Origin of the sequence: Shewanella sp. YQ_9 (genome assembly GCF_043103185.1) — a bacterium.
Lineage (GTDB): Bacteria > Pseudomonadota > Gammaproteobacteria > Enterobacterales > Shewanellaceae > Shewanella > Shewanella algae.
The window spans coordinates 111069-134963 of record NZ_JBICJO010000059.1; the positions used below are offsets into that span (position 1 = coordinate 111069).

General features: G+C 55.3%; 25 protein-coding genes. 7 read left to right on the forward strand and 18 right to left on the reverse strand.

The features are described 5' to 3' along the window. Positions 1 to 108: 108 nt before the first annotated feature. The 4 genes from ACF8D4_RS16330 to ACF8D4_RS16345 form a co-directional block, all read right to left on the reverse strand. The gene (locus ACF8D4_RS16330; RefSeq protein ID WP_096141576.1) at positions 109 to 1482 is read right to left on the reverse strand and encodes an aspartate aminotransferase family protein; all 1374 of its coding nucleotides are present in this window, start codon (positions 1480 to 1482) and stop codon (positions 109 to 111) included. A 10-nt stretch (positions 1483 to 1492) separates the two neighbouring features. Beyond that, positions 1493 to 2842 carry a glutamine synthetase family protein gene (locus ACF8D4_RS16335; protein ID WP_028780689.1) on the reverse strand — a complete coding sequence of 450 codons (1350 nt, stop codon included), beginning with the start codon at positions 2840 to 2842 and terminating at the stop codon, positions 1493 to 1495. A gap of 1 nt (position 2843) precedes the next feature. Continuing rightward, the gene (locus tag ACF8D4_RS16340; RefSeq protein ID WP_028780690.1) at positions 2844 to 3608 is read right to left on the reverse strand and encodes a gamma-glutamyl-gamma-aminobutyrate hydrolase family protein; all 765 of its coding nucleotides are present in this window, start codon (positions 3606 to 3608) and stop codon (positions 2844 to 2846) included. A 369-nt stretch (positions 3609 to 3977) separates the two neighbouring features. Beyond that, entirely contained in the window at positions 3978 to 4526 is a 549-nt protein-coding gene (locus tag ACF8D4_RS16345; protein ID WP_028780691.1) for a cupin domain-containing protein, read from the reverse strand. A 209-nt stretch (positions 4527 to 4735) separates the two neighbouring features. Here ACF8D4_RS16345 and ACF8D4_RS16350 point away from each other — a divergent pair, with 209 nt between their 5' ends. Together ACF8D4_RS16350 and ACF8D4_RS16355 are read left to right on the forward strand one after the other, a co-directional pair. Next, positions 4736 to 6043: an FAD-binding oxidoreductase gene (locus ACF8D4_RS16350; RefSeq protein WP_208163493.1), complete on the forward strand. Its 1308-nt coding sequence runs from the start codon at positions 4736 to 4738 to the stop codon at positions 6041 to 6043. 72 nt (positions 6044 to 6115) lie between these two features. Beyond that, positions 6116 to 6337, forward strand: coding sequence for a hypothetical protein (locus ACF8D4_RS16355; protein ID WP_144191393.1), 222 nt, complete (start codon positions 6116 to 6118; stop codon positions 6335 to 6337). Between the two features lie 322 nt (positions 6338 to 6659). Here ACF8D4_RS16355 and ACF8D4_RS16360 read toward each other — a convergent pair whose 3' ends face one another. Further along, positions 6660 to 8156 carry an aldehyde dehydrogenase gene (locus ACF8D4_RS16360; RefSeq protein WP_044733901.1) on the reverse strand — a complete coding sequence of 499 codons (1497 nt, stop codon included), beginning with the start codon at positions 8154 to 8156 and terminating at the stop codon, positions 6660 to 6662. A gap of 255 nt (positions 8157 to 8411) precedes the next feature. Between ACF8D4_RS16360 and ACF8D4_RS16365 the strand changes: the two genes are divergently transcribed. The 4 genes from ACF8D4_RS16365 to ACF8D4_RS16380 all read left to right on the forward strand — a co-directional run bounded on the left by ACF8D4_RS16365 (position 8412) and on the right by ACF8D4_RS16380 (position 12473). After that, positions 8412 to 9749, forward strand: coding sequence for an aspartate aminotransferase family protein (locus tag ACF8D4_RS16365; RefSeq protein WP_345871220.1), 1338 nt, complete (start codon positions 8412 to 8414; stop codon positions 9747 to 9749). 16 nt (positions 9750 to 9765) lie between these two features. Then, the gene (locus tag ACF8D4_RS16370) at positions 9766 to 11250 is read left to right on the forward strand and encodes a CoA-acylating methylmalonate-semialdehyde dehydrogenase (RefSeq protein WP_025009888.1); all 1485 of its coding nucleotides are present in this window, start codon (positions 9766 to 9768) and stop codon (positions 11248 to 11250) included. 18 nt (positions 11251 to 11268) lie between these two features. Next, positions 11269 to 11631 carry a cupin domain-containing protein gene (locus ACF8D4_RS16375; RefSeq protein ID WP_342206948.1) on the forward strand — a complete coding sequence of 121 codons (363 nt, stop codon included), beginning with the start codon at positions 11269 to 11271 and terminating at the stop codon, positions 11629 to 11631. Between the two features lie 119 nt (positions 11632 to 11750). Continuing rightward, the gene (locus ACF8D4_RS16380) at positions 11751 to 12473 is read left to right on the forward strand and encodes a TorF family putative porin (protein WP_392465944.1); all 723 of its coding nucleotides are present in this window, start codon (positions 11751 to 11753) and stop codon (positions 12471 to 12473) included. A 129-nt stretch (positions 12474 to 12602) separates the two neighbouring features. On the opposite strand, the gene ACF8D4_RS16385 is transcribed toward ACF8D4_RS16380, so the two are convergent. Then, on the reverse strand, positions 12603 to 12785 hold the full coding sequence (locus tag ACF8D4_RS16385) for a hypothetical protein (RefSeq protein ID WP_025890124.1): 183 nt from the start codon (positions 12783 to 12785) through the stop codon (positions 12603 to 12605). Positions 12786 to 12993: 208 nt separating this feature from the next. On the opposite strand from ACF8D4_RS16385, the gene ACF8D4_RS16390 reads away from it, so the two are divergent. After that, entirely contained in the window at positions 12994 to 13335 is a 342-nt protein-coding gene (locus ACF8D4_RS16390) for a DUF3634 family protein (RefSeq protein ID WP_025009884.1), read from the forward strand. Here ACF8D4_RS16390 and ACF8D4_RS16395 read toward each other — a convergent pair whose 3' ends face one another. The 12 genes from ACF8D4_RS16395 to ACF8D4_RS16450 form a co-directional block, all read right to left on the reverse strand. Continuing rightward, positions 13336 to 13566: a hypothetical protein gene (locus ACF8D4_RS16395; protein ID WP_093982478.1), complete on the reverse strand. Its 231-nt coding sequence runs from the start codon at positions 13564 to 13566 to the stop codon at positions 13336 to 13338. A gap of 106 nt (positions 13567 to 13672) precedes the next feature. Further along, on the reverse strand, positions 13673 to 14233 hold the full coding sequence (locus ACF8D4_RS16400; RefSeq protein ID WP_208125608.1) for a DUF3833 domain-containing protein: 561 nt from the start codon (positions 14231 to 14233) through the stop codon (positions 13673 to 13675). Beyond that, entirely contained in the window at positions 14221 to 14904 is a 684-nt protein-coding gene (locus tag ACF8D4_RS16405) for a hypothetical protein (RefSeq protein WP_208125607.1), read from the reverse strand. The genes ACF8D4_RS16400 and ACF8D4_RS16405 overlap by 13 nt, the downstream gene beginning before the upstream one ends. 12 nt (positions 14905 to 14916) lie before the next feature. Further along, positions 14917 to 15540 carry a DUF2878 domain-containing protein gene (locus ACF8D4_RS16410; protein ID WP_107111510.1) on the reverse strand — a complete coding sequence of 208 codons (624 nt, stop codon included), beginning with the start codon at positions 15538 to 15540 and terminating at the stop codon, positions 14917 to 14919. A 3-nt stretch (positions 15541 to 15543) separates the two neighbouring features. Continuing rightward, complete coding sequence (locus ACF8D4_RS16415; RefSeq protein WP_096141586.1) at positions 15544 to 16803, reverse strand: cyclopropane-fatty-acyl-phospholipid synthase family protein; 1260 nt, start codon at positions 16801 to 16803, stop codon at positions 15544 to 15546. Between the two features lie 321 nt (positions 16804 to 17124). After that, entirely contained in the window at positions 17125 to 17916 is a 792-nt protein-coding gene (locus ACF8D4_RS16420) for a DUF1365 domain-containing protein (RefSeq protein ID WP_392468847.1), read from the reverse strand. Then, complete coding sequence (locus ACF8D4_RS16425; RefSeq protein WP_167717211.1) at positions 17913 to 19184, reverse strand: NAD(P)/FAD-dependent oxidoreductase; 1272 nt, start codon at positions 19182 to 19184, stop codon at positions 17913 to 17915. The genes ACF8D4_RS16420 and ACF8D4_RS16425 overlap by 4 nt, the downstream gene beginning before the upstream one ends. Then, a complete protein-coding gene (locus ACF8D4_RS16430; protein ID WP_167717209.1) occupies positions 19181 to 19930 on the reverse strand; it encodes an SDR family NAD(P)-dependent oxidoreductase in 750 nt (249 codons plus the stop codon). Before ACF8D4_RS16430 ends, ACF8D4_RS16425 begins: the two co-directional genes overlap by 4 nt. After that, on the reverse strand, positions 19927 to 20421 hold the full coding sequence (locus ACF8D4_RS16435) for a nuclear transport factor 2 family protein (protein ID WP_052657954.1): 495 nt from the start codon (positions 20419 to 20421) through the stop codon (positions 19927 to 19929). Before ACF8D4_RS16435 ends, ACF8D4_RS16430 begins: the two co-directional genes overlap by 4 nt. Before the next feature lie 27 nt (positions 20422 to 20448). After that, entirely contained in the window at positions 20449 to 21948 is a 1500-nt protein-coding gene (gene phrB / locus ACF8D4_RS16440; RefSeq protein WP_144220270.1) for a deoxyribodipyrimidine photo-lyase, read from the reverse strand. Position 21949: 1 nt separating this feature from the next. Beyond that, positions 21950 to 22921, reverse strand: a complete 972-nt coding sequence (locus tag ACF8D4_RS16445; RefSeq protein WP_144220271.1) for a MerR family transcriptional regulator — start codon at positions 22919 to 22921, stop codon at positions 21950 to 21952. Beyond that, a complete protein-coding gene (locus tag ACF8D4_RS16450) occupies positions 22911 to 23867 on the reverse strand; it encodes a DUF523 and DUF1722 domain-containing protein (RefSeq protein WP_144220272.1) in 957 nt (318 codons plus the stop codon). The genes ACF8D4_RS16445 and ACF8D4_RS16450 overlap by 11 nt, the downstream gene beginning before the upstream one ends. Positions 23868 to 23895: the final 28 nt, after the last annotated feature.

A 23895-nucleotide genomic window follows, 5' to 3' on the forward strand; every position in this document is an offset into this window, starting at 1 on the left:
TTAACTTATTGTCATTGTTATTAGTGTCACCAATGCTACTCCCTAAAACCCGCATCGGCGCCTTGGCAGCAAGGTATATCATGCCCTTACCGCCAATGGCAGGCAATCTTAGTCGTTCGATTTTTGTACATCCGCGTAGGTCATATCGAGCGCTTGTTTCGCCTTTGTTACCAATTCATCGATTTGAGCCTGGGTTATCACCAGGGGTGGCGCGATGATCATAGTGTCTCCCACCGCCCGCATCACCAAGCCACTGGCGATGGAATGCTCCCGGCACTGAGTACCTACCCCAAGCTCGGCAGCAAAGCGCTGATGACTCGCCTTATCGGCGACCAGTTCCAGCGCGGCCACCATGCCAACGCCGCGCACCTCACCCACCAGCGGATGCTGGGCCAAGACTTCCCGCAGCCGCTGCTGCAGATAAGGCGCGGTTTCCTCGGCCACTTTGGCGACTATGTTTTCCTGCTTCATCAGGCGTAAGTTTTCCAGTGCCACCGCGGCACTGAGTGGATGGCCCGAATAAGTGTAGCCGTGAGCAAATTCACCGCCCTTATCCAGCGCATCGGCGACTTTATCCGACACTATCACTCCGCCCATGGGGGCGTAGCCCGAAGTCATCCCCTTGGCTATGGTGATAAGATCCGGCTCAAGATCGTAATACTCGGCGGCAAAGTAACAGCCGGTGCGGCCAAAGCCGGTGATCACTTCATCGAGGATGAACAATATGTCGTACTTGGCGAGGATCTTTTTGATCTCCGGCCAATAGCTGTCCGGCGGGACTATCACGCCGCCTGCGCCCTGAATAGGCTCAGCAATAAAGGCCGCCACCTTGTCTTCACCCAGCTCGAGGATCTTGCTTTCAAGCTCGCGGGCGCAGCGAATGCCAAACTCTTCGGCAGACAGTCCCTGGCCTTCGCCATACCAGTAAGGTTGAGCAATGTGGACTATGCCTGGAATGGGCAAATCGCCCTGGGCATGCATACCACTCATGCCGCCAAGACTGGCACCGGCAACTGTGGAACCGTGATAGGCATTGTGGCGTGAGATAATGGTTTTCTTCTCCGGCTTGCCCTGGATGTCCCAGTAATGACGCACCAGGCGCAAGTTGGTGTCATTGGCCTCTGAGCCAGAGCCGGTGAAGAACACCTTGTTCATATGAGGTGGTGCCAGCGCGGCTATCTCGGCGGCCAGTTCAATCGCCGGCGGGTGGCTGCACTGAAAGAAGCTGTTGTAGTAAGGCAGTTCCAGCAACTGATGTGCCGCCACATCGGCGATGGAACGCAGGCCATAGCCCATGTTGACGCACCAGAGTCCGGCCATGCCATCGAGAATTTGATTGCCCTGTGAATCCCAGATATAGACGCCATCGGCGCGGGTGATCACCCGCCCGCCGGCCTGTTTCAACGCCTTGGGATCGGTAAAGGGATGCAAGTGGTGGGCATGGTCCTTGGCCTGCCAGCCTTGGGTCTGTTGTGATTTCATCTCTCCCTCCTTAGACAGTCAGCAGCAGGAATTCCCGCTCCCAGGAACTCACCACCCGGCGAAAATTCTCAAGCTCGGCGCGCTTGACCGCAACAAAACCTGTGGTGAAGTCTTCCCCCAGATATTTACGGCAATATTGGCTCTCTTCCATCATGGCCATCGCCTCTTCCAGCGTCTGCGGCAAAGAGATCCCAGAGCGGTCTTCGTTGGCCCGGCCCTGCACCGGCGTCGAAGGTTTCACGTCTTCAACTATTCCCAAATAGCCGCACAACAAACTGGCGGCAATGGCCAGATAGGCGTTGGCATCGGCCCCGGGGATACGGTTTTCAATGCGGCGATTTTGCGGTGAAGACTCGGGGATCCTCAGGCCACAGGTGCGATTCTCCTCGCCCCACTCCAGATTGACCGGCGCCGAGGTGCCCGGCAGGAAGCGGCGGAATGAGTTGACGTTGGGCGCCATCAACGGCAGAAACTCCGGCATAAAGCGCTGCAGCCCACCGATATAACTGAGGAAGTTCTGGCTCATGGTGCCATCTTCGCGGGTGAAGATATTCTTGCCGGTTTCCTTGTCGATAACGCTCTGATGCAGGTGCATGGCGCTGCCAGGCTCATTGGTCACAGGCTTGGCCATAAAGGTGGCGCAGACGCCGTGCTTGAGGGCGGCCTCTCTCAGGGTGCGTTTGAACACAAACACCTGATCCGCCAGCGCCAGTGGATTGCCGTGGCTGAAGTTGATCTCCATCTGCGCCGTGCCTTCCTCGTGGATCAGGGTATCGATATCCAGCTCCTGCGCCTCACACCAGTCGTACATATCCTCAAACAGGGGGTCATACTCATTGGCGGCATCGATGGAGAAGGACTGACGTCCGGATTCGGCGCGGCCGGAACGACCAACCGGGGGCTTGAGTGGCAGATCGGGATCGTCACTGCGACTGGTGAGATAAAACTCCATCTCGGGGGCAATCACCGGCTCCCAGCCCTTGTCTTCATAGAGCTTGAGCACTTTTTTCAATACGTTGCGCGGCGACAGCTCCAGCGGATTGCCCATCTTGTCATAGGTATCGTGGATCACCTGAGCAGTGGCCTCCAAGGTCCAGGGCAACATAAAGACCGCGTTTTCATCGGGCACGCAGACAAAGTCGATATCGGCGCTGTTGAGCAGGCCATAGTAGGCCTCATCATCGACATAATCGCCGGTCACGGTTTGCAGCAGCACACTCTCGGGCAGCCGCATGCCCTTTTCATCGATAAACTTGTCTACCGGGGCAATTTTACCGCGGGCGATACCTGTCATATCGCAGATAACACATTCAACTTCGGTTATTTTTTGTTCTTTTAAGAAGGCTTCAAGCTTATTCATATTATTTATTCCGCTGTTGCGCCCTAAGACTGCAAGCCTCCCCAAAGGCCTTAAAAATTGCGCTGTAGAAGGGGTTATTTCTGACCTGCCATTCCGGATGCCACTGCACTCCCAAGGCGAATGCCTTGGCGTCGGTGACAGAGAAGGCTTCAATCAGACCATCTGGAGCATGCGCTTCAGGCCGCAACCCCTGACCCAGGCGCTCCACGCCCTGAGTATGGACGGAATTAACCATCGCATGGCTACGGCCCCAGGCGTCGAAAAGCATCCCTCCAGGTTCTATGCTGACCTCGTGGGACAAGCCATACTGCACCTCCAGCGGCGCGCTCTTGTCTTCTCTGTGTTCAATAAAACCACCCACTTCATAGAGCTTCTGGTGCAAACTGCCGCCGTAAGCCACATTCATTTCCTGAAAGCCGCGGCAGATCCCGAGTACCGGCACTCCGGCCTCTATGGCAGCGCGAATTAAAGGCAAGGTAGTGTCATCCCGCTTGGGATCATGGTGGGTGCCCGGCTCGCTGGCCGGGCCTTGGTAATGATGAGGTTCAACATTGGAGGGGGAGCCGGTAAACAATATGCCGTCCAGACGTTCGAGCAGTTGTGCTATCGGGGTATCGGCCCCCAATGCCGGGATCACCAGGGGCCAGGCTCCGGCACCTTCGACCACGCCCAAGAGGTATTTCTCGCCAACAATATTGAAAGGATGCAGCCCCAACTGCTCATTGCATGCGGTTACACCCACCAACGCCATTGCTGCCTGTGCCATATCTCACCCCAAAACACTCAAATCCAGGTCTCAGTTTTGAACATTCACTAAAGCAAATGTTCATTTTTTCACACACTACACGGATTTTTTCGCACAGGCAAGAGGTTAATATCCTGTTAAACGCAGCCTCAAACTAAAATTATTTAAGCTTTTATTTTTAAATGAATATTTAAAAATCCCTTGTATTTGAGATAGGTGTAAACAAGCTTGAACAAGGCAAAAAATTGGCTTTGCATCACACTGGTTCAGCGGGCACCAATTCGGTGCACACGGGGTTATACGGTCGATATTATTTACACTTACAGGCAAATATGCTGCCCGAAGTGAATTTACGGGCAGCAAATCGCAATCAGCAGAGGAAATGGAAGATCAAAAGTTGGCAGGAGTGGTGGCACTGACCAGATGACAGGGTTCATCGAAAGGATTGCGGAACCTGTGTGGTTGTTCGCTATTGAAATAGTAGCTGTCACCGGCCTCCAGAATAAACACCTCTTCACCGACCGTCAGTTCAAAGCGACCGGTGATCACCAGCGCCGCTTCTTCCCCTTCGTGGCGCAGCATCTCTTCACCCGTATCGGCTCCCGGGGGATAAGTCTCCGACATCACAGACATGGCACGGTTGGGATAATCCCGACCAATAAGCTTGAACTCCAGTGGCCCAGTGCCTATGTCCAAAAGCTCATTGGAGCGATACACCACTTTTTGCTCGGTAGTGCCGTTTTCACCTATGGAGAAAAACTCCACTAGCGACATGGGGATCCCCGAAAGCACTTTCTTGAGTGAACTGACTGAAGGGCTGACACTGTTTTTCTCTATCATAGAGATGGTGCTGTTGGTCACCCCGGCGCGTTTAGCCAGCTCACGCTGGGACAGGCCTTTCATTTTTCTAACAGCCTTGAGGCTGGCACCTATATCCAAATCGCAAATCCCCCAAAAATCTCTTATCAGGCGGTTACAGGACACGGTCGGCAGCGGCTTCTGCACAAGGGCAACCAGGGTCCCGGTGAAATTGTTTTGTATTATATGACAAAAGCATGTTAAATAAAACGAACACTTTGAAGGCAAGAGTGCGACGACCGTCGGATGTAACCAGCCGAGTCCAAACTTATAACAAGAACGGAGCCATGATGCCAATCCAGTCCCCCATTCACAGTGACAACTATCCCGCCTCTTTTTACCATGCGACCGCCAAAGAACTGTTTCAGCATCCCAGGCTGGAAGAGTTCTTGGAGACAGATGTCTGCGTTATAGGCGCAGGCTTCAGCGGCCTCAACAGTGCCATCGAACTGGCTGAACGAGGCTTTGCGGTCACCATACTGGAAGCCAAAAGAGTGGGCTGGGGCGCCTCAGGACGTAATGGCGGGGAGTTGATCCGCGGTATTGGCCATAATATTGAACAGTTTGAGCCCAGTATAGGTAAAGAAGGTGTACTGGCTATCAAGCAGATGGGTTTTGAAGCCGTCGATATCGTCCGGGAACGGATCGCGCAATATCAAATCGATTGCGATCTGCGCTGGGGCTACTGCGATCTGGCGCTGAAACCAAGACATATGCAGGAGCTTGAGCAGGAGCTTACCGAGCTTGAGCAACTTGGCTACCCACATAAGCTCAAGCTGTTGTCCAAGGAGCAGTTGCCCGAAGTCATAGGCTCTGAGCGTTATCTCGGCGCGCTCAGCGACATGGGCAGCGGCCATCTGCACCCTTTGAATCTGGCCCTCGGCGAGGCCCGTGCAGCCCGAAGCCTGGGGGTTAACATCTATGAAGACAGCGCCGCCACCGAAATCATCAAGGGCGAGCAGATACGGGTCAGGACTGAGAGAGGTGAAGTCCGTTGCCGCTATCTGATTTTGGCCGGCAATGCCTATATAGGTGCCAAACTCGAACCTCATATCGGCGGTAAGGTGCTACCGGCCGGCAGTTATCTGCTGGCGACCGAGCCCCTGTCGCAAGCTCTCTGCGCTGACATTATTCCGCAGAATATGGCCTTCGCCGATATGAGCATAGCACTGGACTATTTTCATCTGTCGGCCGACAACCGCCTGTTGTTTGGCGGGCTGTGCAACTACTCGGGCAGAGATCCCAAGGACATTTGCGCCGCGCTCAGGCCCAATATGGAAAGAGTTTTCCCGGCGCTCAAGGGCGTAAAAATAGATTATCAGTGGGGTGGCATGATAGGGATAGGCGCCAACCGTCTGCCGCAGATAGGCAGGTTGCCGGATAGCCCCAACATCTATTTCGCCCAGGCCTATGCCGGGCATGGCGTCAATGCCACCCATATGGCGGGTCGTCTGCTGGCAGAAGCTATCAGTCAGCAGGCTGAGCGCTTCGATATCTTTGCCTCAATAGAGCATATGACCTTCCCGGGTGGCCCGGCGCTGCGCTCGCCCATTCTGGCGGCAGGCATGCTGTACCATAGATTCAAGGATCTATTCTGAACAAGGCCTGTTTTGAAGACAAGTGTATGTTGAATAGGGAGCCATTTTGAAAGTAAGTACAGCAAAAGCGTTGTGGCAGTCGTGAATACTCCCTTCGATATCAGCCGCATTCATACTCCGCTGGGGATTTTTCGCCTCAAGGGGGAACTGCAAGCCTCACCGCCGAAACTCGTGTGCAGGCAGCTTGAAATTCTCGGCAGCGACGGTTGGCTGGAGCTGCGAGTCGAAGATAACCACACTCAAGTGTTGCTCGATGCGCTGTTTGAACCTGTGCGTGAACACCTCAAGCCCTGAACTTAGGGAAGGTGCGAATAAGTCCTCGCGGCACTCTGGCTTACACAGCAATTGGCGTTCAAGGCACCTGACTGAAGGCATGCCGGGGCCTGTCGAAGTCGGATAACGCAGAGAGCCGATTGCTGTGCAAGCCCCGAAGGGCGTGGCTTACAAGCCTGCCTGCTGTGTTGTGCTTCTTGCAAAGGACTAGGGCCATTTGCGGCGAACCACGCCTTGCATCCAGGCTTGTAAGCCGACGCAGAGCACGCATGGGACTTGTTCGCACCTTCCTTAGCGACAATCCCCCCGCAAGGCAGGGGAATTGTCTATTACAGCAAACCGATTAAATGGCTATCCAGGTTGCCTTAATTTCTGTGTATTTATCAAAAGCATGCAGCGACTTATCTCGGCCGTTACCCGACTGCTTATAACCACCGAAAGGCGCCGTCATATCGCCGCCGTCATAATGATTGATCCACACCATGCCGCTTCTCAGCGCCTTGGCGGTTCTGTGGGCCTTGCTGAGATCCGCTGTCCACACACCGGCCGCCAGGCCATAGATGCTATCGTTGCCTATGGCTATCGCCTGCTCCATTCCCTCAAATTCAATCACACTCAGTACAGGGCCGAAGATCTCCTCGCGGGCGATACTCATCTGATTATTCACTTCACGAAACAGAGTCGGCGCCACATAAACGCCACCGGTTTCAGCCATGAGTTGCTCGCCGCCACAGGCCAGCACAGCGCCTTGCTGCTTACCCGCCTCGATATAACCGAGAATAGTCTGCAGCTGCTGCTGATCCACCACGGCGCCACTGACGGTATCCGGATCCAGCGGATGCCCTGGCTGCCAGGATTTGAGTTCGTCGATAATGAGCGCTATCAGTTGCTCCTTGACCCCGGACTCCACCAGCAGGCGCGAACCTGCGGTGCAAACTTCACCCTGGTTGAAGGCGATGGCCGAAGCTGCCGCCTGCGCCGCCGCCTTGAGATCCGGGCAATCGTTAAAGACTATGTGGGGGCTCTTGCCACCGGCCTCCAACCACACACGTTTCATATTGGACTGACCGGCGTAGACCATCAGTTGCTTGGCTATCTTGGTGGAGCCGGTAAACACCAGGGTATCGACATCCATATGCAGCGCCAGCGCCTTGCCAACTGTATGACCAAAACCGGGCAATACATTGAGCACTCCGGGCGGGATCCCGGCTTCCAAGGCAATGGCAGCCATACGAATCGCCGTCAAAGGGGATTTTTCCGAGGGTTTGAGGATGACAGAGTTACCGCTGGCCAGCGCCGGCCCCAGTTTCCAGCAGGCCATCAGCAAGGGGAAGTTCCACGGTACAATCGCAGCCACCACCCCGACAGGCTCACGGGTGATCATGCCTATTTCATTGTCAGCTGTGGGCGCTATCTCGTCGTAAATCTTGTCAACCGCTTCGCCGGACCAACGCAAGGCCCTGGCGGCATTGGTCACATCCACCGACTTGGAAAAACGGATTGGCTTGCCCATATCCAGGGTTTCCAGCAAGGCCAGTTCATCACTATGCGCCTCCAGCAAATCGGCAAAGCGTATCATCACCTTTTTGCGTTCTACCGGCGCCATTCGCGACCAGACTCCGGATTCAAAACTGGCTCTGGCACTGGCCACCGCTGCCTCGGCATCGGCCAGATCGCAACTGGCTACAGCGGCAAGCTTGTTGCCATCCACAGGGCTGATGCAATCGAAGGTCTCGCCGGATACGGCTGCACAATACTCTCCATGGATAAAGGCCTGGCCACAGATCTGCAATTGCGCGGCCAACTGCTGCCATTGCTGACGGGTTTGCGGTGTACTCATAAATCCTCTCATCTGCTTGCAAGCGGGCATTCCACTACCTCAGTAGGCCTATCGCGGCCAACTCGTGCAGCCATCGCGAGTTATTCGGGTCGCTCCAGATTAGCCTCGAGCACGGCATAAATTCAATATATTTTACAAAAATAGATTTTTTGGCATAAATAATTGCACACAGGCCTTCCATGTTCATTATTTCTGACATAGCATAGCGAAATATCAATCACCATTAACAAGCCCGCAACACTAAGGTTAATGCTTATGGCAGAGCTAAAACAACAGGCGAAAACACAGGGCAATCTCGAGCATTACTGGATGCCTTTCAGTGCCAACCGTCAATTCAAGCAAACTCCCAGGCTACTGGCTTCGGCCGAAGGCATGTATTACCTGGATGTCGATGGCCGTCAGGTGCTGGACGGCACCGCAGGTCTTTGGTGCTGTAATGCCGGCCATGGCCGGGCGGAGATCAGTGAGGCGGTCAGCCGTCAGATCCGCGAAATGGACTATGCCCCCAGTTTTCAGATGGGTCATCCGTTGGCATTCGAGTTGGCCGAGCGCCTCAGTGAAATCGCCCCGCCCGGCATGAACCGTATCTTCTTTACCAACTCGGGCTCAGAGTCAGTCGACACCGCACTCAAGCTGGCGCTGTGTTACCACAGAGCCAATGGCGAGCCGAGCCGCAGCCGTTTTATCGGCCGTGAGCTGGGCTATCACGGCGTGGGGTTTGGCGGTATTTCGGTGGGCGGAATTGGCAATAACCGCAAAGGTTTCAGCCCGCAGCTCCTCGGCGGCGTCGATCACCTGCCCCACACTCTGGATATGGAAGCCAACGCCTTCAGCCGCGGCTTGCCCGAGCATGGCGCCGACAAGGCCGAGGCGCTCGAGGGGCTGATTGCCCTGCATGGCGCAGAGAATATCGCCGCCGTTATCGTCGAGCCCATGTCAGGTTCGGCCGGGGTAATATTGCCTCCCAAGGGCTATCTCAAGCGCCTTCGGGAGATCACTCAAAAATACGGCATCTTGCTGATATTCGATGAGGTAATCACAGGTTTTGGCCGGGTGGGCGGCGCTTTTGCCAGCAACCACTGGGATGTGACTCCGGACATAATGACCACGGCCAAGGCGCTCAACAATGGCGCCATCCCTATGGGCGCGGTGTTTGTGCAGCAAGCGATTCACGATGCCTGTATGCAGGGCCCTGAGACGATGATCGAGTTCTTTCACGGCTATACCTATTCAGGGCATCCGGTTGCGGCCGCGGCGGCACTGGCCACCCTGGATATCTACCGTGACGAAAAGCTGTTTGAGCGCACTACAACGATGGCGCCCTACTTTGAGCAGGCGCTGCACAGTCTCAAGGGGCTGCCCAATGTCATCGATATTCGCAATACCGGCCTGGTGGGTGGCATTCAACTGGCCCCCAGCCCGCAAGGTGTTGGCAAACGCGGCTATCAGATTTTCGAGCGCTGTTTCTGGCAAGGTGCGCTGGTACGGGCCACCGCCGACATCATCGCCCTCTCCCCGCCACTGATAGTGGAAGAGTCCCAAATAGATCAACTGATTTCCACCCTGGCCGACGCCATCCAAACCGTCGACTGAAGCACACAGGATAGTTATGCGTATTTACAGCCACTATATAGATGGACATGAGACAGATGGCAGCCAGGCTCAGGCTTCACTGCCGATTTTCAACCCGGCCAACGGCGAAGAGCAAGCCAGAGTCGCCCTCGCCTCTAAGGCAGATACAGAACGGGCGATAGACTCGGCCAAGCAGGCTTTTGACGCTTGGTCAAAGGTATCGCCCCTTAACCGGGCACGGGTACTGTTTCGCTTCAAAGCCCTGGTAGAAGCCCACATGGATGAACTGGCCGAGCTTATCTGCCTGCAACACGGCAAAGTGCTTGAGGATGCCAGGGGCGAGCTGGTTCGAGGGCTGGAAGTGGTGGAGTTTGCCTGCGGCATTCCCCATCTTCTCAAGGGGGAACACACGGAGCAGGTTGGCACTGGCGTCGATGCCTGGAGCATCAATCAACCGCTCGGGGTGGTTGCCGGCATTTCGCCGTTCAATTTCCCTGTGATGGTTCCCATGTGGATGTTCCCGATTGCCATCGCCTGCGGCAATACCTTTGTGATGAAGCCATCGGAAAAGAATCCGGCGCCGGTACTCAGAATTGCCGAGCTGTTGACCCAGGCCGGGCTGCCGGATGGGGTTTTCAATGTTATCAACGGCGACAAGCTGGCGGTAGATACCCTGCTCTGCCATCAGGATGTTCAGGCCATCTCCTTTGTCGGTTCAACGCCTGTCGCCGAGTATATCTACAGTAAGGCATCGGCCCACGGCAAGCGGGTGCAGGCACTCGGCGGCGCCAAGAACCACATGCTGCTGATGCCGGATGCCGATCTGGAACTGGCCAGCAACGCCCTGATGGGCGCGGCCTATGGCTCTGCCGGCGAGCGCTGTATGGCTATTTCCGTGGTACTGGCGGTTGCTGATGTGGCCGATGCCCTGATAGAAAAACTGCAACCCAAGATAGCCGCGCTCAAGGTAGGTAACGGCCTGGAGCCGGGTATGGAAATGGGGCCGCTTATCTCCCGCGCGCATCTGGACAAGGTCTGCAGCTATATAGACAGCGGTATACAGCAGGGCGCAGTTTGCCTGGTAGATGGCCGCAATACCTTGGCAGACAGCGAAGGTTTCTTTCTCGGTGCGACCCTGTTCGATGGCGTAACCCCCGAGATGCAGATTTACCGGGAAGAGATCTTCGGCCCTGTGCTTTGCATAGTCAGGGTGGCCGACTATGACTCGGCGCTGGCTCTTATCAATCAACATGAGTTCGGCAACGGCACCGCCATCTTTACCCAGAGCGGCGAGCTGGCGCGCGACTTTTGCCACTCGGTGCAAGTCGGCATGGTAGGGGTCAATGTGCCTATCCCTGTGCCCATGGCATTTCACAGTTTCGGCGGTTGGAAACGCTCGCTGTTTGGCCCACTGCATATGCACGGCCCGGATGGAGTTCGCTTCTACACCCGGCGCAAAGCCGTTACCGCCCGCTGGCCCAAACAGCTGAGTGCCGATTTCATCATGCCGACCATGAAATAGGGAGAGAGGGAGAGCCTGATGCACATCAACAATATCAGAGTACTGGCGCGTAATACTCCCGAGATAAGTGAATACTCCATCGCCGAGGAAAAGCGTCTGCAGGGCGCGCCTATGCAACGGCTGGAGAACCATTACTCCAGCCCCTGTGAGCAGTTTCATACCGGAATTTGGCAAAGCGAAACAGGTGCTTGGAAAGTTGACTACACTGAGCACGAGTATTGCGAAATCCTCGAGGGTAACAGTGTCATCAGCGATGAGCAGGGAAATCGTCTCGAAGTTGGCCCGGGTGACAGGTTTGTGATCCCGGCCGGGTTTCGCGGCAGCTGGCAGGTAACGGTTCCCTGCCGCAAGCTCTATGTGGTGTTTGAATCCAACAGATAAAAACAAAACCGCCATGAGGTCTCAGCATAGCTGCTGTTGTTTGGCATAAACCAGGCCGCGCCGGGATATTCCCGGACGGGGCCGGCAAACCAAAGAAGGGAGAAGTGCTTGTGAACCAAGTGATAAGAAGATCCAACCCTCTGCTATGGGCACTGCTGCTTGGCGGCGCCATAACCTCAACCTCTGCCATGGCCGAAGTCAGCGGCGAGATAGCCGTGACCAATGACTACCGCTTTAGGGCCGTGTCACAAACCGCCGGTGATTTTGCCGTTCAGGGCGGGCTGGACTGGAGTCACGACTCGGGTTTCTTCGTCGGGGCCTGGGCCAGTAATGTGGAATTCGATGAAGATGGTACTCCCAAAGAGGATCAGGTGGGTGCCGATTTCGAACTGGATGTCTACCTGGGTTACGCCGGTGAAATCAACGACAACCTGGCCTATGACATTACTCTGCTGCGCTATATGTACCCGGGCGACAATGTCTCTCAGGACTACAACGAAATCTCTTTCGGCCTGGAGTTCAGTGATTTTAGGGCTGCCTACTGGTACACCAATGACTATGCGGGTTCAGATCTGGACTATCACTATGCCGAGCTGAACTATAGTTATGAGTTTGCCGAAAACTGGAGCCTGGATATGCACTTGGGTTACAACTTCGGCGATGCGCCCGATGAAGATATGGGCAAATATCTGGATTACTCCATAGGTGTCTCTACTGAGATTGCCGGTTTTGGTCTGTCTGTGGCCTGGTTGGACACAGATATAGATTCGGATGCCGAGATCAGCAGTGGCACCTTCCAGAATGACGGCACTGTGCTGGCGAGTGTCAGTTACGCTTTCTAAGCAGCAAAATTGCGCTGCCCAGGCAAGCCATAGGACAGACCTGCACGGGCAAGCCCCATCTTCCTCCCACCAACCAAAAGTAAAAGAGCCGCTCCCTGAGCGGCTCTTTTGTATAAATTGATTCAGTTCTCAACGCAGTGGCGGTATGTGAGGGGTATCGCCCTGACGCACCTGCTGTTTGACGTCTTGCCAGCTATGGGTGAGGTGTTGCAGTTGTTCTCGCCGCTCGGGAAACTGCTCACTGAGCTTTCCCATCAGTTCCACTTGTTTGTCACAGATTTGCGCCCAGCGCTCGGCATTGGAAAGGTACATGGCTTCATCCTTGATCTTGGCTTGTGGTAAAACAGATATTCCTGAACAAATAATAACCAAGGATAGCCAATTTGCCAGTCCTTTTAGCCTTATCACAAAAATCCGCCTTGGATGCACTGTCAAACGCTACCGCTTGCAGGTATAACTGAGGATATAAGATAACACCCGGATAACAGTATTCACTCTTGGTGAAACAAGGAGTCCCACTATGGCCACTATGTTAAAAATATTCTTTATCGCCCTGGCGTTAGTGCTTATCTACAAACTGGTTTTCACTAACAAAAAAGGGGTGACAATATTTGAAATGCATTTCAAGGACGGTCGTATGACCTCCCACAAGGGTAAGATCCCGGAGAGGTTTGAACGCGAATGCCGCGCCCTGGTCAAGAAAGAGAAACTCACCTGTACAGTACGCGCCGAACGCAGTGGTGAAGTGCGGCTGCACATCAGCGCCAATGCCGGAGATGCCAATATTCAGCGCCTGCGCAACCTATTTCCCTTCGAATACTATGACCGCAAGCAGAGCGACAACAGCAAACAACTAGGCTGATCAGCGTTTAGCGGGAAACACTTGAGGGTCGATTTTACCTTCCCGGCGCGCATCATCTATGATCCTCTGGTTATCCTGTGCCATGGGATCTTCGGCGGGTAGATTGGGGTCCACCCGCTCCTCCTCGGGCGCTTTAAAACTGAAATCGATACCACTAGAGCAACCGCCAAGGGATACCAGTGCCAATAAGCCCATTGAAGCCCATGGCAGTACAGCGGATTTTTTGTTCATCGTTATTTAAACCTGTGTTGATAGACTGTTACCATTTAAACAGATCTAAGCTTAACCCAGGCTGAGACTCAGCGTTAGTCATGCCGTATGATTAATCGTCGCTCTGCTACTTGTGTTCCAACCTACGGATCACCAGAGTCACCTCCCCCACCGTCAGGCCCCATTTACGGATCTCGCTACGGTTGATTATGGTGTCCGGCGCCGTTTGATACATCCAGTCGTCAAAATGCACCTGATACTCGCCGCTATCGAGCTTCAGCAGCATGTCGTAGCGCCAGCGCAGGGCAAAGCCCTCTGCTTGCCCTTCTGCCCCCCCCAGAATATCCTCGGCTCTGCCCTGGTAGCGGCCATCGGCAAGCTTGGTAATGTGCCAGGTTCGCTCGGCAAGCTCACCATCGTCATACTCAAACCACTCCTGCAACACACCTTGATTCCCCTGCCAACTGCCCGTCATCCGTACATTGAAACGGCGCACCACCTGGCCACTGTAATCTTCCACCATACCTGAAGCCTGCAGCTCCCCGTTAAAGAACTGCTGCAGATCCAACTTAGGTTCGCTGGCGCTATAGTCATGAATATCGACACTGCCACAACCGCTCAGTCCGAGTATCAGAAGTAACAACCAAACCTTGGCGAAACCGATAAACCTGCTCATTAACATTTGCATGCCTGCTCTCCTATCAACTGAGCTCTCAGCTGCGGCTGACTGCTGCGCTCTGACAACCAAATCGCCAAAAAGGCGCCGGCAAAACGCTTATGCTCGCTCGAAGCGCTCTCATCTATGGCAATCGCGGCTAACGGCTTGTCGTTGAACAGAAAGTATCCCTGCTGCGGCCCGTTTGCCACAAAGCTCAATCTGTCCCCCTGCTCCACATCCGGCCAGAGCCCTTCAAGCAGCGCCAACCAGGCGGATATCTGCTCTCTGTCATATCCCAAGTGCAGCCACTGGTGTTTGGTGGCCTCCAGGAGTCGCGAGGCGGGGATATCCCGGTAATACTGAATTTCCAGCTGCTGCGGGAAGCTATTGGGCTGGTAACTACCATCCGGCGTCAGCAACCTGGCCCGATAAAGGGTCATAAACCACCAGTCCATTTCACCGCGGCCCACTTCCCGAAAGCTGGCAAGCTCCGCCTTTGATGGCTCGACCTGGGCAGCTTTGGGCTCAGATGTCTGCACTTGGCTCTGCGCTTGAGCCTGCTGCGCTTGAATCTGTAAATTGTCTGCCCATCCCTGAGTGGGTAGGCCAAGCAGTATCATCAGCAGCCCGGCAAAGCTTGGGTTATGCAGCTTACCGACTTGCTTTGCTCCCTTGTTTACACCCTTGATGAATCGTTTCATTGCCGGTCTCCGTCAGAGAAATCCTTTGGTTGGGCGATTTGCGCCCCATTCAAGCCTGAGATTGCAATAACTTAACAGTGGCAGCAGCAGCGACCAGATGAGTATCAACAAGCTAAAGGTAGCCGATTGTCCCAGGGGCCAAGCCACGGCCTCCAACCTGAATGCCGCCAGGTAACTGCCGGCGCCACCCACTGCGCCAAAGAGCGCCTGCTGCCATTTAGGCAAGTCCCTGAGCCAGGCCAGACTCACCCCCAACGTCGCGGCAAAATGCCCCCAAAGGCAACAGAGCCACAAGGGTAAAAGCCGCGAGGGACTGTCAAACTCAAATACTCCGCCAAGGTGCAGCATGGCGTCCAAGGCTATGCCGATAACAGCCGGTATCAGCACGGCGTTGAATGTTTTCATGCTGTATCCGGTACGCTTTACGCTTTGCTCTGCCAGTTGGCTGTGCTCATCCCCGGCATTATCTGCCATGAGGGCTGAGCGGTAGCCCGGATTGACAAGCAGCAACTGGACACAAAGCAGCAAGAGAGCAAACACCAGCGCCTGATTGGCAAACAGGATCAAAGACCACCAGCCCAACTGGAAAATGGCTGCATTGAGCAGCAGAAAAAACCAAGGCGATAAGAGTCTCATGGCCTAACCTGCGATTTGTCTTGAGCTAAGCGGACGATAGCCGTCCTTGACCGCAGTCAGTTGCACTGTGCTTATGGTGCGCTCAAGAAAACCACCCTCGCAGTAACTCAGATAAAACTTCCACATACGCACAAAGTCCTCACCATAGCCGAGTTCGCGCACCCGCTCTCTGGCGTCATCGAAGTTGGCATGCCAGTCATTCAGGGTGCGTGCATAGTCGAGACCTATATCATCCAACGACCAGAGGGTCATGGAGGTTTGCCGCTGCAAGTGGCGCGTCATCTCGGTGACAGATGGCAGGCAGCCGCCGGGGAAAATATAGCGCTGAATAAAATCCACCCCTTTGCGATAGCTGTCATAGCGTTGATCTTTAATGGTGATCGCCTGCAGTAACAGCTTGCCGCTCGGCTTGAGCAGGGCATCCAGGCCGGCAAAAAAGCCCGGCAGATAATCGTGGCCCACTGCCTCTATCATCTCTATCGAAACCAAACGGTCATACTGGCCGCTGAGCTGGCGATAATCCTGCCGCAACAGGGTAATGCGCTCACTCAGTCCTTCGGCGGCAACCCTTTCACTGGCATATTGGTACTGGGCATCGGAAATAGTGGTAGTGGTTACCTTGACGCCATAGTGTTTGGCGGCATAGATAGCCAGGGCGCCCCAACCGGTACCTATTTCCAGCAGAGTCATGCCGGGCTGCAGATCCAGCCGCTCGCAAATCAGTTGCAGCTTATACTGCTGCGCCTCATCCAACTGCGCCTCTTCATGGGGATAGACGGCGCTTGAATAGAGCAGCTCAGGGTCGAGAAATGCCTGATACAAGGGGTTGCCCAGATCATAGTGCGCCAGAATATTGCGCTTTGAACCTGCCTTTGAGTTTCGGCGCAGCAGGTGTTTCACCCGGCTAACTGTGTTGGAAAACCAGGAGAACCGTTTCTCTATCTTATCCAGCAGCGGCAGATTACGGGCAAACAGGCGTACCACGGCGGTAACATCCGGACTGGACCAGTGCCCCTGAATATAGGCTTCACCGGCGCCGATAGAGCCGCCCAGAATCACCTGGCGAAAAAAGCGTTCATCGTGAATACGAATTATGGCGACCAGGTCTGCATCGAGCGGGCCGAAGGTCCACTGCTCACTCCCCAACTGCAGCTTAAGACAACCGCCCTCCAAGGCATTCAAGGCCTGTTGCATGACTCTGGCCCATAGACTCTTGCCGCTGGCGGCCAACTGCTGTCTGTTTTTGGCTACTGTGTTTTCCATCTCATTCTCCAATGTTTGCTGTCACACTCGGGGAAATTTCCAAACCTTTAGGGAAGGTGCAAATAAGTCCTCGTGGCACTCTGGCTTGCACAGCAATTGGCGTTCAAGGCATCTGACTGAAGGCATGCCGGGGCCTGTCGAAGTCGGATAACGCAGAGAGCCGGTTGCTGTGAAAGCCCCGAAGGGCGTGGCTTACAGACCTGCCTGCTGTGTTGTGCTTCTTGCAAAGGACTAAGGCCATTTGCTGCGAACCACGCCTTGCATCCAAGCCCGTAAGCCGACGCAGAGTACACATGGGACTTGTTCGCACCTTCCTTAGCATCAGTCCGTGCCGCCCTGAGGCTTGCGCTCGTATGGCACAAAGGGCACCCGCTTAAGCCACAAACGCAGCGCTTGCCAATAGATGAGCCAAAGAATTTTCAGGCTCATCAAGGGAAAGCCCCACAGATAACGCCTGAGCTCACGGCCATTGAAGGAGCGGCGTTTGAGGCTTAATACTGCATCGAAGCTGGCCTTTTGCGACTCGTGGGCCGGCCCTGCCACGTCCCCCTTGCCGGGCAGATTGCTGATCCGCAAATCGAGCCGCTCTGCCGGCGCCGGAATATGCCAGCGATAGCGATAATCCAGCGACATAAAAGGCGATACATGGAAGCACTTGTCGCCAAGTGCCGGCGCCTCGGCCGACACCAGATAACAGTGACGCTCATTCCAAGGGGTATTGCTCACCTCAGCCAACAGGTATTTATACTCATCACCTTGAAAGCAGTAGAAAAAGTTGACCGGGCTGAAATAGAGTCCAAAGTGGCGCAGTTGCCCGGCGAACAGCACGCTGTCGCAGCCGGCCTCACCGCCGAGCGCAATCACCTTATCCAGTACCCGCTGTTTCAGCGAGGTGGCAGTATTCGATTCTGAAGCCGCCTTGAGATAATCCTGCTGCCGAAAACGCAGCGCAGACCAAGGGGATTCACCAAACAAGCCGCTCAGGGACGAAAGCCTTGGCAAGTCATCCAAGTCCAGCAACATCAGGGCAAAGGGATAGCGAAAACAGTGCCTTACCGGCGTTAGCCTAAAGTGGCTGACGCTGCCGAGGTAGAGACCCGTTTCAGGTTTCATAGGCTTACCCCGAACCTTTCACAAACATCCAGGGCGCTGCGTACCCCGTCTTCATGAAAGCCGTTGTACCAGTAGGCGCCGACAAAATGGATACGGTTTTGGCCGCAGATCTCGCTGCGGCGTTGCTGCGCCGCCTGGCTCTGTTCATTGAATACCGGGTGAGCATAGACAAAGCGTTTGAGCACCTTGTCCTTGGCTATCGCCTCATCCTGATTCAGGGTCACCAAAAAATTCGGCGCAGACTTTGGCAGGCGCTGCAAAATATTCATGTTGTAGGTCACGCAGGCGGGACGGCTGGCATCGCCATCGAGACGATAATTCCAACTGGCCCAGGCGGCGCGGTGCTTCGGCAGCAACGAGGTGTCTGTATGCAAGGTCACCTGGTTATCCTGGTATTTAAGCCTGGAGAGTATCTCCCGCTCCAGCTCACTGGCGTCACCTAGCATGGCCAGTGCCTGATCGCTGTGGCAGCCGAGGATCACCTGATCGAACTCATGCCAGCTATCCTTGACTCTGAGCTGCACGCTCCCCGCTTGGCGGCGGATTTGTGCTACCGGCGAGTTGAGATGAACCCGCTCGGCAAAGGGCGCGCTGAGCGCCGGAATGTAACTGCGGGAGCCGCCTTCGAGCACATACCACTGCGGCCGATTGCTGACGGCCAACAGTCCATGATGTTCAAAGAAACGGATAAAGAAAGGCAGCGAGAAGGCGCGCATATCCTGAATACTGGACGACCAGATAGCGGCGCCCATCGGCAGGATATAGTGTTGACAGAAGAAGTCGGAGAACCCCTGCTGTTCGAGAAATTCCCCCAGTGTCACCGACGGGTAACGACCGCTTTGATACAAGGCTTTGCAGCGGCTGTTGAAGGCCAAAATCTCCCTCAGGAACCCCCAGAAAGTCGGACTCAGCAGATTGCGCTTTTGCGCAAACAGGGTCGCCAGGCTATGGCCGTTGTATTCAAGACCGCTGACAAGGTTTTGCACCGAGAAGCTCATCTCGGTCGCCAGCGCCTTGATACCGACCCGGGCCATCAAGGCCTGAAACCTGGGATAAGTGCGATCGTTGAACACAATAAACCCTGTGTCTATGGCGTAGGGTTTGCCACCAAGCTCAACATCCACTGTGGCCGTATGCCCGCCCAGATAATCGGCGGCTTCAAACAGCGTCACCTCATACTGCTGTGACAACAGATAACCACAAGTGAGCGAGGAGATCCCCGAACCGACTATGGCGATGCGCGGCTTGTTGCCGGTTGAAACTGTCATACTGGGCTCCCGTTTTTTGCAGAGGGTTTACCAAGGGCGGCGGCCAACCAACTGCGGGGCAGCCAGCTCAGCAGAGTCAGCAGCCAGATAAAGCGCCCGGGAAAGGCTATCAGGCGCCGTCTGGCGGCCAGGGCTTGGATGATGGTGTTGGCGGCTTTATCGGCGGAGATCCGCATCGGCATGGCGAAGTCATTTTTGTCGGTGAGCGGCGTTTTAACAAAGCCAGGGCGAATTTCGCTGACGTCTATTCCCTTGTGGGCCAGATCGAGCCGCAAGCTCTGAGCCAGGTAACTGATCCCGGCCTTGGAGGCGCCATAGGCCTCCGCCCGCGGGAAAGGCAGCATCACAACGCTTGAGCTCATCAGCGCCAGTTGGCTGCCACGGGCAAGCAAAGGCATAAAGGCTTCCAGGCAATAACCCACAGCCAACAGATTGGTGCGGATAACCCGCTCAAACAGGGCGCTGTCAAAGGCCATGGCCTCGTCTATGTACTCACAGGTACCGGCGTTGAGCAGCAGCAGATCCACACAGTTGGCTTGGCCCAACTCCAATTTGAGCTTGCTGCCAAGCCTCAGCACCGAGTCTCTGTCGGTGACATCGAACCTCAAAGGCTCGCAGCCTTCGAGGGCGGCCAGAGCTTGTTCATTGCGGCCACAGGCCAAGACCCGCCAACCGGCGGCGGCATATTGTCTGGCGAGCTCGGCACCTATACCTGAGCTGGCACCAGTGATCAATACTGTCTTCATCGGCTTGCCCTGCCCTTGACCATGCGCACCACAGAGCCCAGCAGTGGCAGCTGTTCATAGAGCATCTGCCCCAGATCCAGATAATCCCTGTGATAATGGACTTTGTCGCCAAACTTGATGAGGCTGATACCATCGACACTGATACTCTGCCCCCGGTTCAATTTGGGGTGGCAATACTTCATCTGCCAACTGATGGCGGCCTGGTCCCCGGCGGGCAAGACGTCAGTGATCTCAAAGGCGATTTCGGTCAGGTTGCGATACAAACCGGCAAAATACTGTTCCAGTTGCTCAAGCCCCTCCAGTCGATGCATGGGATCGCAAAAACAGATCTCAGGCGCATAGACGGCCTGCAGCCTTTGGCGCAATGTGGGCAATTGCTCAGGGCCCAGGGATTGATACAAGGCAATAAATGCCTGAATAATCTCCTGAGACTGCGGCGATGCCGGCTGTGAAGCGGGTGCTATGTCCGCGGCAACTGAGTGGCTGGTCATGATAATCCCTCGGCTAATGAACTGAGTTCAGGCAGACTTTTTCAGCACGGCCAGGGCGGTCAACGCCCTTTGCCGCGCAGCGCTGTGCTCGACTATAGGTGGCGGATAAGCCGCAGTGGCAAACAGACTCGGCTCGGTGAAGCGGGACGATGCAGCCGTGCCCGGATGGTGTATCTGCTTAAGCGGCCAGTGCGCCAGTTCAGGCAGATAACGGCGGATAAAACTGGCGTCGGGGTCGAACTTTTCGCTCTGGCTCATGGGGTTGAAGATCCTGAAATAGGGCTGGGCATCACAGCCGGTGCCGGCAGACCACTGCCAGCCGCCGTTATTGGCCGCCAGGTCGCCATCTATCAGAGCGCGGCGAAAATACTGCTCGCCCCAACGCCAGTCCACCAATAGGTGTTTGGTGAGGAAGCTGGCGGCCACCATTCGCAGCCGATTGTGCATCCAGCCGGTCTGGTTTAGCTGACGCATGGCGGCATCCACCAGCGGATAACCGGTGCGGCCCTCGCACCAGGCGGCAAACTCTTGCGGGTCGTTCCGCCAGACTATGTCATCGCCGAGCACGTTGAAGTTGCGGCCCATACACAGCTGGGGCCAGGCGTGCAGCAGATGGCGGTAAAACTCGCGCCAGGCCAGCTCAGCCAGCCAGCTGCGACCCGGACTATTGTCCTCTGCCATAGCCTCGGGGAAGCGATTGAGCAACGCCGCCACACATTGCCGCGGGCTGAGAATACCAAACGCCAGATAGGGCGACAGGCAACTGGTGCCATCGAGCGCCGGGAAATCCCGCTCCTGGCCGTAATCGGCAAGCTGATTGGCAATAAAACTATCGAGCCGCTGCCTGGCCGCCCCTTCACCCACTGGCCAGTGATGGCTGTCTTGTTTACTGCCTTGATTGCTGACCTTAAAACTCAGCTCTGCGGGTTCGGGTAAAGCCGGGGCCAGAGGCGCAGGTACCGGCAGCGGCGTTATCGCCTCTCTTCCCAGCAGCTCACGCCAGCGGCGAAAGAAGGGGGTAAATACCCGATACATTTCGCCGCCTTGGGTACAAACGCTCCCTGGCGGCAGCAAACAGTGCTCATCGGTAAACTGCAGGCCTACCCCTATAGTCCTGGTAAGCTGCGCCAGCGCCTGATCCCGGCGCTGCTCGTTAATCTCCACCTCGCGCCCGGCAAAAATCTGCTTAACGCCCTGGCGTTGGCAATACGCCTCGACAGTGGCATTCACCAAAGAGAAATCGTCACAGTGCAGTAAATCAAAAGCTATCCCCAAAGATGCCAACGCCCGTTGCAGTTGATTGACGCTGCGTTCGATGAAATCGAGTTGCATGGGACCAACAGAGTGCTGCTGCCACTGTGCTGGAGTCGCAATATAAAAACCCCGCAGCGGCAGATCTTGGGCCCTTGCCGCTTCGCACGCCAGCCACAGAGCCTGGTTATCTGAAGTGCGCAGATCGCTGCGAAACCAGATGGCAACACAGGCCTTTTCACAGGAAGGCACATGATTGGGCAAAGACTGGGACATGTTACTTGTCCTCCAGTTGTTTTGAGGCGGACTCGGCCTGCCCCAGCAATGCCAATATGGCGGCATTGCTGCTGCAAAGCACAGGACTCTTGACGAGCTCCCGGTCCTTCTTGGCGCCTTTTTCAGTCACAGCCAGTTCCTTGGCATAGTGCTCAAAGGCATTGGCATGAGCCGCCACATAATCCCCGCTCAAGATCAGTGGATAATCCAAAGCGCGCGCCAACTGGAACAGGGCTTTGACACTGCTGCCCGGCAACTGGGAAGGTGGCAGCAACAAGAGTCCCTGCAGCGGCAGCCTGTGTGCCAAGAGTTGCAGCCCCTGACCTTCCAAAGGCTCCTCTATATTGAGCGGCAACAGGCTGACCCCCCGGGTAATAAGCTCCAGTTGCAGCAAGAGCTCACTCCATGTCGGCTGCTTGCCAAGCGGCAGATAAAGAAGTTGCCAACGGGGTTTCTGACGCAGCAACTGCTCGCTGCGAGCGCCGACATAGTGAGCCAAACGGCTTTCGAGCCAACTGCGGACAAATGCGCCGTCGAGGCGTTCATCGAGCTGGGTTTCCAATACTTGCAACCAATGGCGCAGGCGCCGACAACACAAGGCGATGGGATAGAGGGCACTGAATTCATCCAGCAAGCGGCCAAAGCGGGCACTGCTGAGAGAAAGTGCCGCCTCGGTGAGACTGCTGCTGAACTTCAGCCAGTCGTCGTCTTCATTTTCTTGCTGCAGCTGTTTTTCTGTCTGGCCACTGAGCAGTGGCTTGACCTTGCTGATGGCCACGCCCTGCTCAAGCCAGGAGAGGATTTCACGGATCTGCTGAACCTGCTCCTGACTGTAGAGTCTATGGCCCTTAGGGGTGCGCTGCGGGATAACCAGTCCAAACCGTCGCTGCCAGGCGCGCAAGGTGACAGGATTCACCCCCGTCAGTCTGGCGACTTCGCCGATGGAAAGGTTGGCAATGTTATCAGTAGGCATAACGCAGTTTTAACTCCTGTGGATGAGGGTTGAGATAAACCTGGGCCGCAATATACGGCTGCGGATGCTCCCTCAAGTAATGTTTAATCAATGTCAGCGGCACCAACAGAGGTTGCAGCCCCTGACGATATTCATCTATCGCCTGGCTAAGCTCAGACTTCTGCGCCTTGGTCAGGTGTTGTTTGAAATAGCCCTGAATATGCTGCAGCGCACTGGTGTGATTGCGGCGACTGGCCTTGTTTTTCAGCGCCTCCATAAAGCCTTCAAAGTAACGCCGGGCAGTTTCCTGCAAGTCTTCGCCGCCGTCAGCCAGCAAGGGGCCAAGTTGGCGATATTGAGCCGGACTGTGAGCCAGCAAGAGGTATTTGTATCTGGCATGAAATTGGGTCAATTTATGCAGGCTCAAGCCGGAGTGCAGCAGACACTGCCAGTCGTGAAAGGCATACACCCGGGTGAAAAAGTTTTCCCTGATCACCAAATCGTTCAAGCGCCCCTCTTCTTCAACCGGCAGTTGTGGCCAACGTTGCATCAGGGCCTTGGCGAACACACCTATGCCGCTGCGATTCCCCTGATCACTGCCTTCCTTGTAGACAGTGACCCGTTCCATGCCGCAGGTAGGTGATTTGGCACAAAGCAAATAGCCACTTAAAAATCCCAATTCAGCGACTTTTTCCTCACTGAAACTTTGCAGGCTCTCGGTTACATCCAGGCTGGCATCACGGCTCTGGATCCGGATCTCATCACCGCGGCGCACCTGACGTATGCTCTTGCGTGGCGCGCCCATACCTATCGCCATCTCAGGACAGACTGGCACAAAATCAAAATGCTGCCTAAGCTCCTGCTGGCAATAGACAGAATTCTTATGACCACCGTCAAAACGCACCTGCTGCCCCAACAGGCAGGCACTGATACCCAGTTGAATTCGCTGCGGCTCAAACTTGTACATATTGAGAACCCTTGTATAACCTTGTAGT

Coding starts and splice junctions, on each gene's coding strand:
- ACF8D4_RS16330 (WP_096141576.1), bottom strand. CDS start 1,482: ATGAAATCACAACAGACCCAAGGCTGGCAGGCCAAGGACCATGCCCAC.
- ACF8D4_RS16335 (WP_028780689.1), bottom strand. CDS start 2,842: ATGAATAAGCTTGAAGCCTTCTTAAAAGAACAAAAAATAACCGAAGTT.
- ACF8D4_RS16340 (WP_028780690.1), bottom strand. CDS start 3,608: ATGGCACAGGCAGCAATGGCGTTGGTGGGTGTAACCGCATGCAATGAG.
- ACF8D4_RS16350 (WP_208163493.1), top strand. CDS start 4,736: ATGCCAATCCAGTCCCCCATTCACAGTGACAACTATCCCGCCTCTTTT.
- ACF8D4_RS16360 (WP_044733901.1), bottom strand. CDS start 8,156: ATGAGTACACCGCAAACCCGTCAGCAATGGCAGCAGTTGGCCGCGCAA.
- ACF8D4_RS16365 (WP_345871220.1), top strand. CDS start 8,412: ATGGCAGAGCTAAAACAACAGGCGAAAACACAGGGCAATCTCGAGCAT.
- ACF8D4_RS16370 (WP_025009888.1), top strand. CDS start 9,766: ATGCGTATTTACAGCCACTATATAGATGGACATGAGACAGATGGCAGC.
- ACF8D4_RS16375 (WP_342206948.1), top strand. CDS start 11,269: ATGCACATCAACAATATCAGAGTACTGGCGCGTAATACTCCCGAGATA.
- ACF8D4_RS16385 (WP_025890124.1), bottom strand. CDS start 12,785: ATGTACCTTTCCAATGCCGAGCGCTGGGCGCAAATCTGTGACAAACAA.
- ACF8D4_RS16390 (WP_025009884.1), top strand. CDS start 12,994: ATGGCCACTATGTTAAAAATATTCTTTATCGCCCTGGCGTTAGTGCTT.
- ACF8D4_RS16395 (WP_093982478.1), bottom strand. CDS start 13,566: ATGAACAAAAAATCCGCTGTACTGCCATGGGCTTCAATGGGCTTATTG.
- ACF8D4_RS16400 (WP_208125608.1), bottom strand. CDS start 14,233: ATGCAAATGTTAATGAGCAGGTTTATCGGTTTCGCCAAGGTTTGGTTG.
- ACF8D4_RS16405 (WP_208125607.1), bottom strand. CDS start 14,904: ATGAAACGATTCATCAAGGGTGTAAACAAGGGAGCAAAGCAAGTCGGT.
- ACF8D4_RS16410 (WP_107111510.1), bottom strand. CDS start 15,540: ATGAGACTCTTATCGCCTTGGTTTTTTCTGCTGCTCAATGCAGCCATT.
- ACF8D4_RS16415 (WP_096141586.1), bottom strand. CDS start 16,803: ATGGAAAACACAGTAGCCAAAAACAGACAGCAGTTGGCCGCCAGCGGC.
- ACF8D4_RS16420 (WP_392468847.1), bottom strand. CDS start 17,916: ATGAAACCTGAAACGGGTCTCTACCTCGGCAGCGTCAGCCACTTTAGG.
- ACF8D4_RS16425 (WP_167717211.1), bottom strand. CDS start 19,184: ATGACAGTTTCAACCGGCAACAAGCCGCGCATCGCCATAGTCGGTTCG.
- ACF8D4_RS16430 (WP_167717209.1), bottom strand. CDS start 19,930: ATGAAGACAGTATTGATCACTGGTGCCAGCTCAGGTATAGGTGCCGAG.
- ACF8D4_RS16435 (WP_052657954.1), bottom strand. CDS start 20,421: ATGACCAGCCACTCAGTTGCCGCGGACATAGCACCCGCTTCACAGCCG.
- phrB (WP_144220270.1), bottom strand. CDS start 21,948: ATGTCCCAGTCTTTGCCCAATCATGTGCCTTCCTGTGAAAAGGCCTGT.
- ACF8D4_RS16445 (WP_144220271.1), bottom strand. CDS start 22,921: ATGCCTACTGATAACATTGCCAACCTTTCCATCGGCGAAGTCGCCAGA.
- ACF8D4_RS16450 (WP_144220272.1), bottom strand. CDS start 23,867: ATGTACAAGTTTGAGCCGCAGCGAATTCAACTGGGTATCAGTGCCTGC.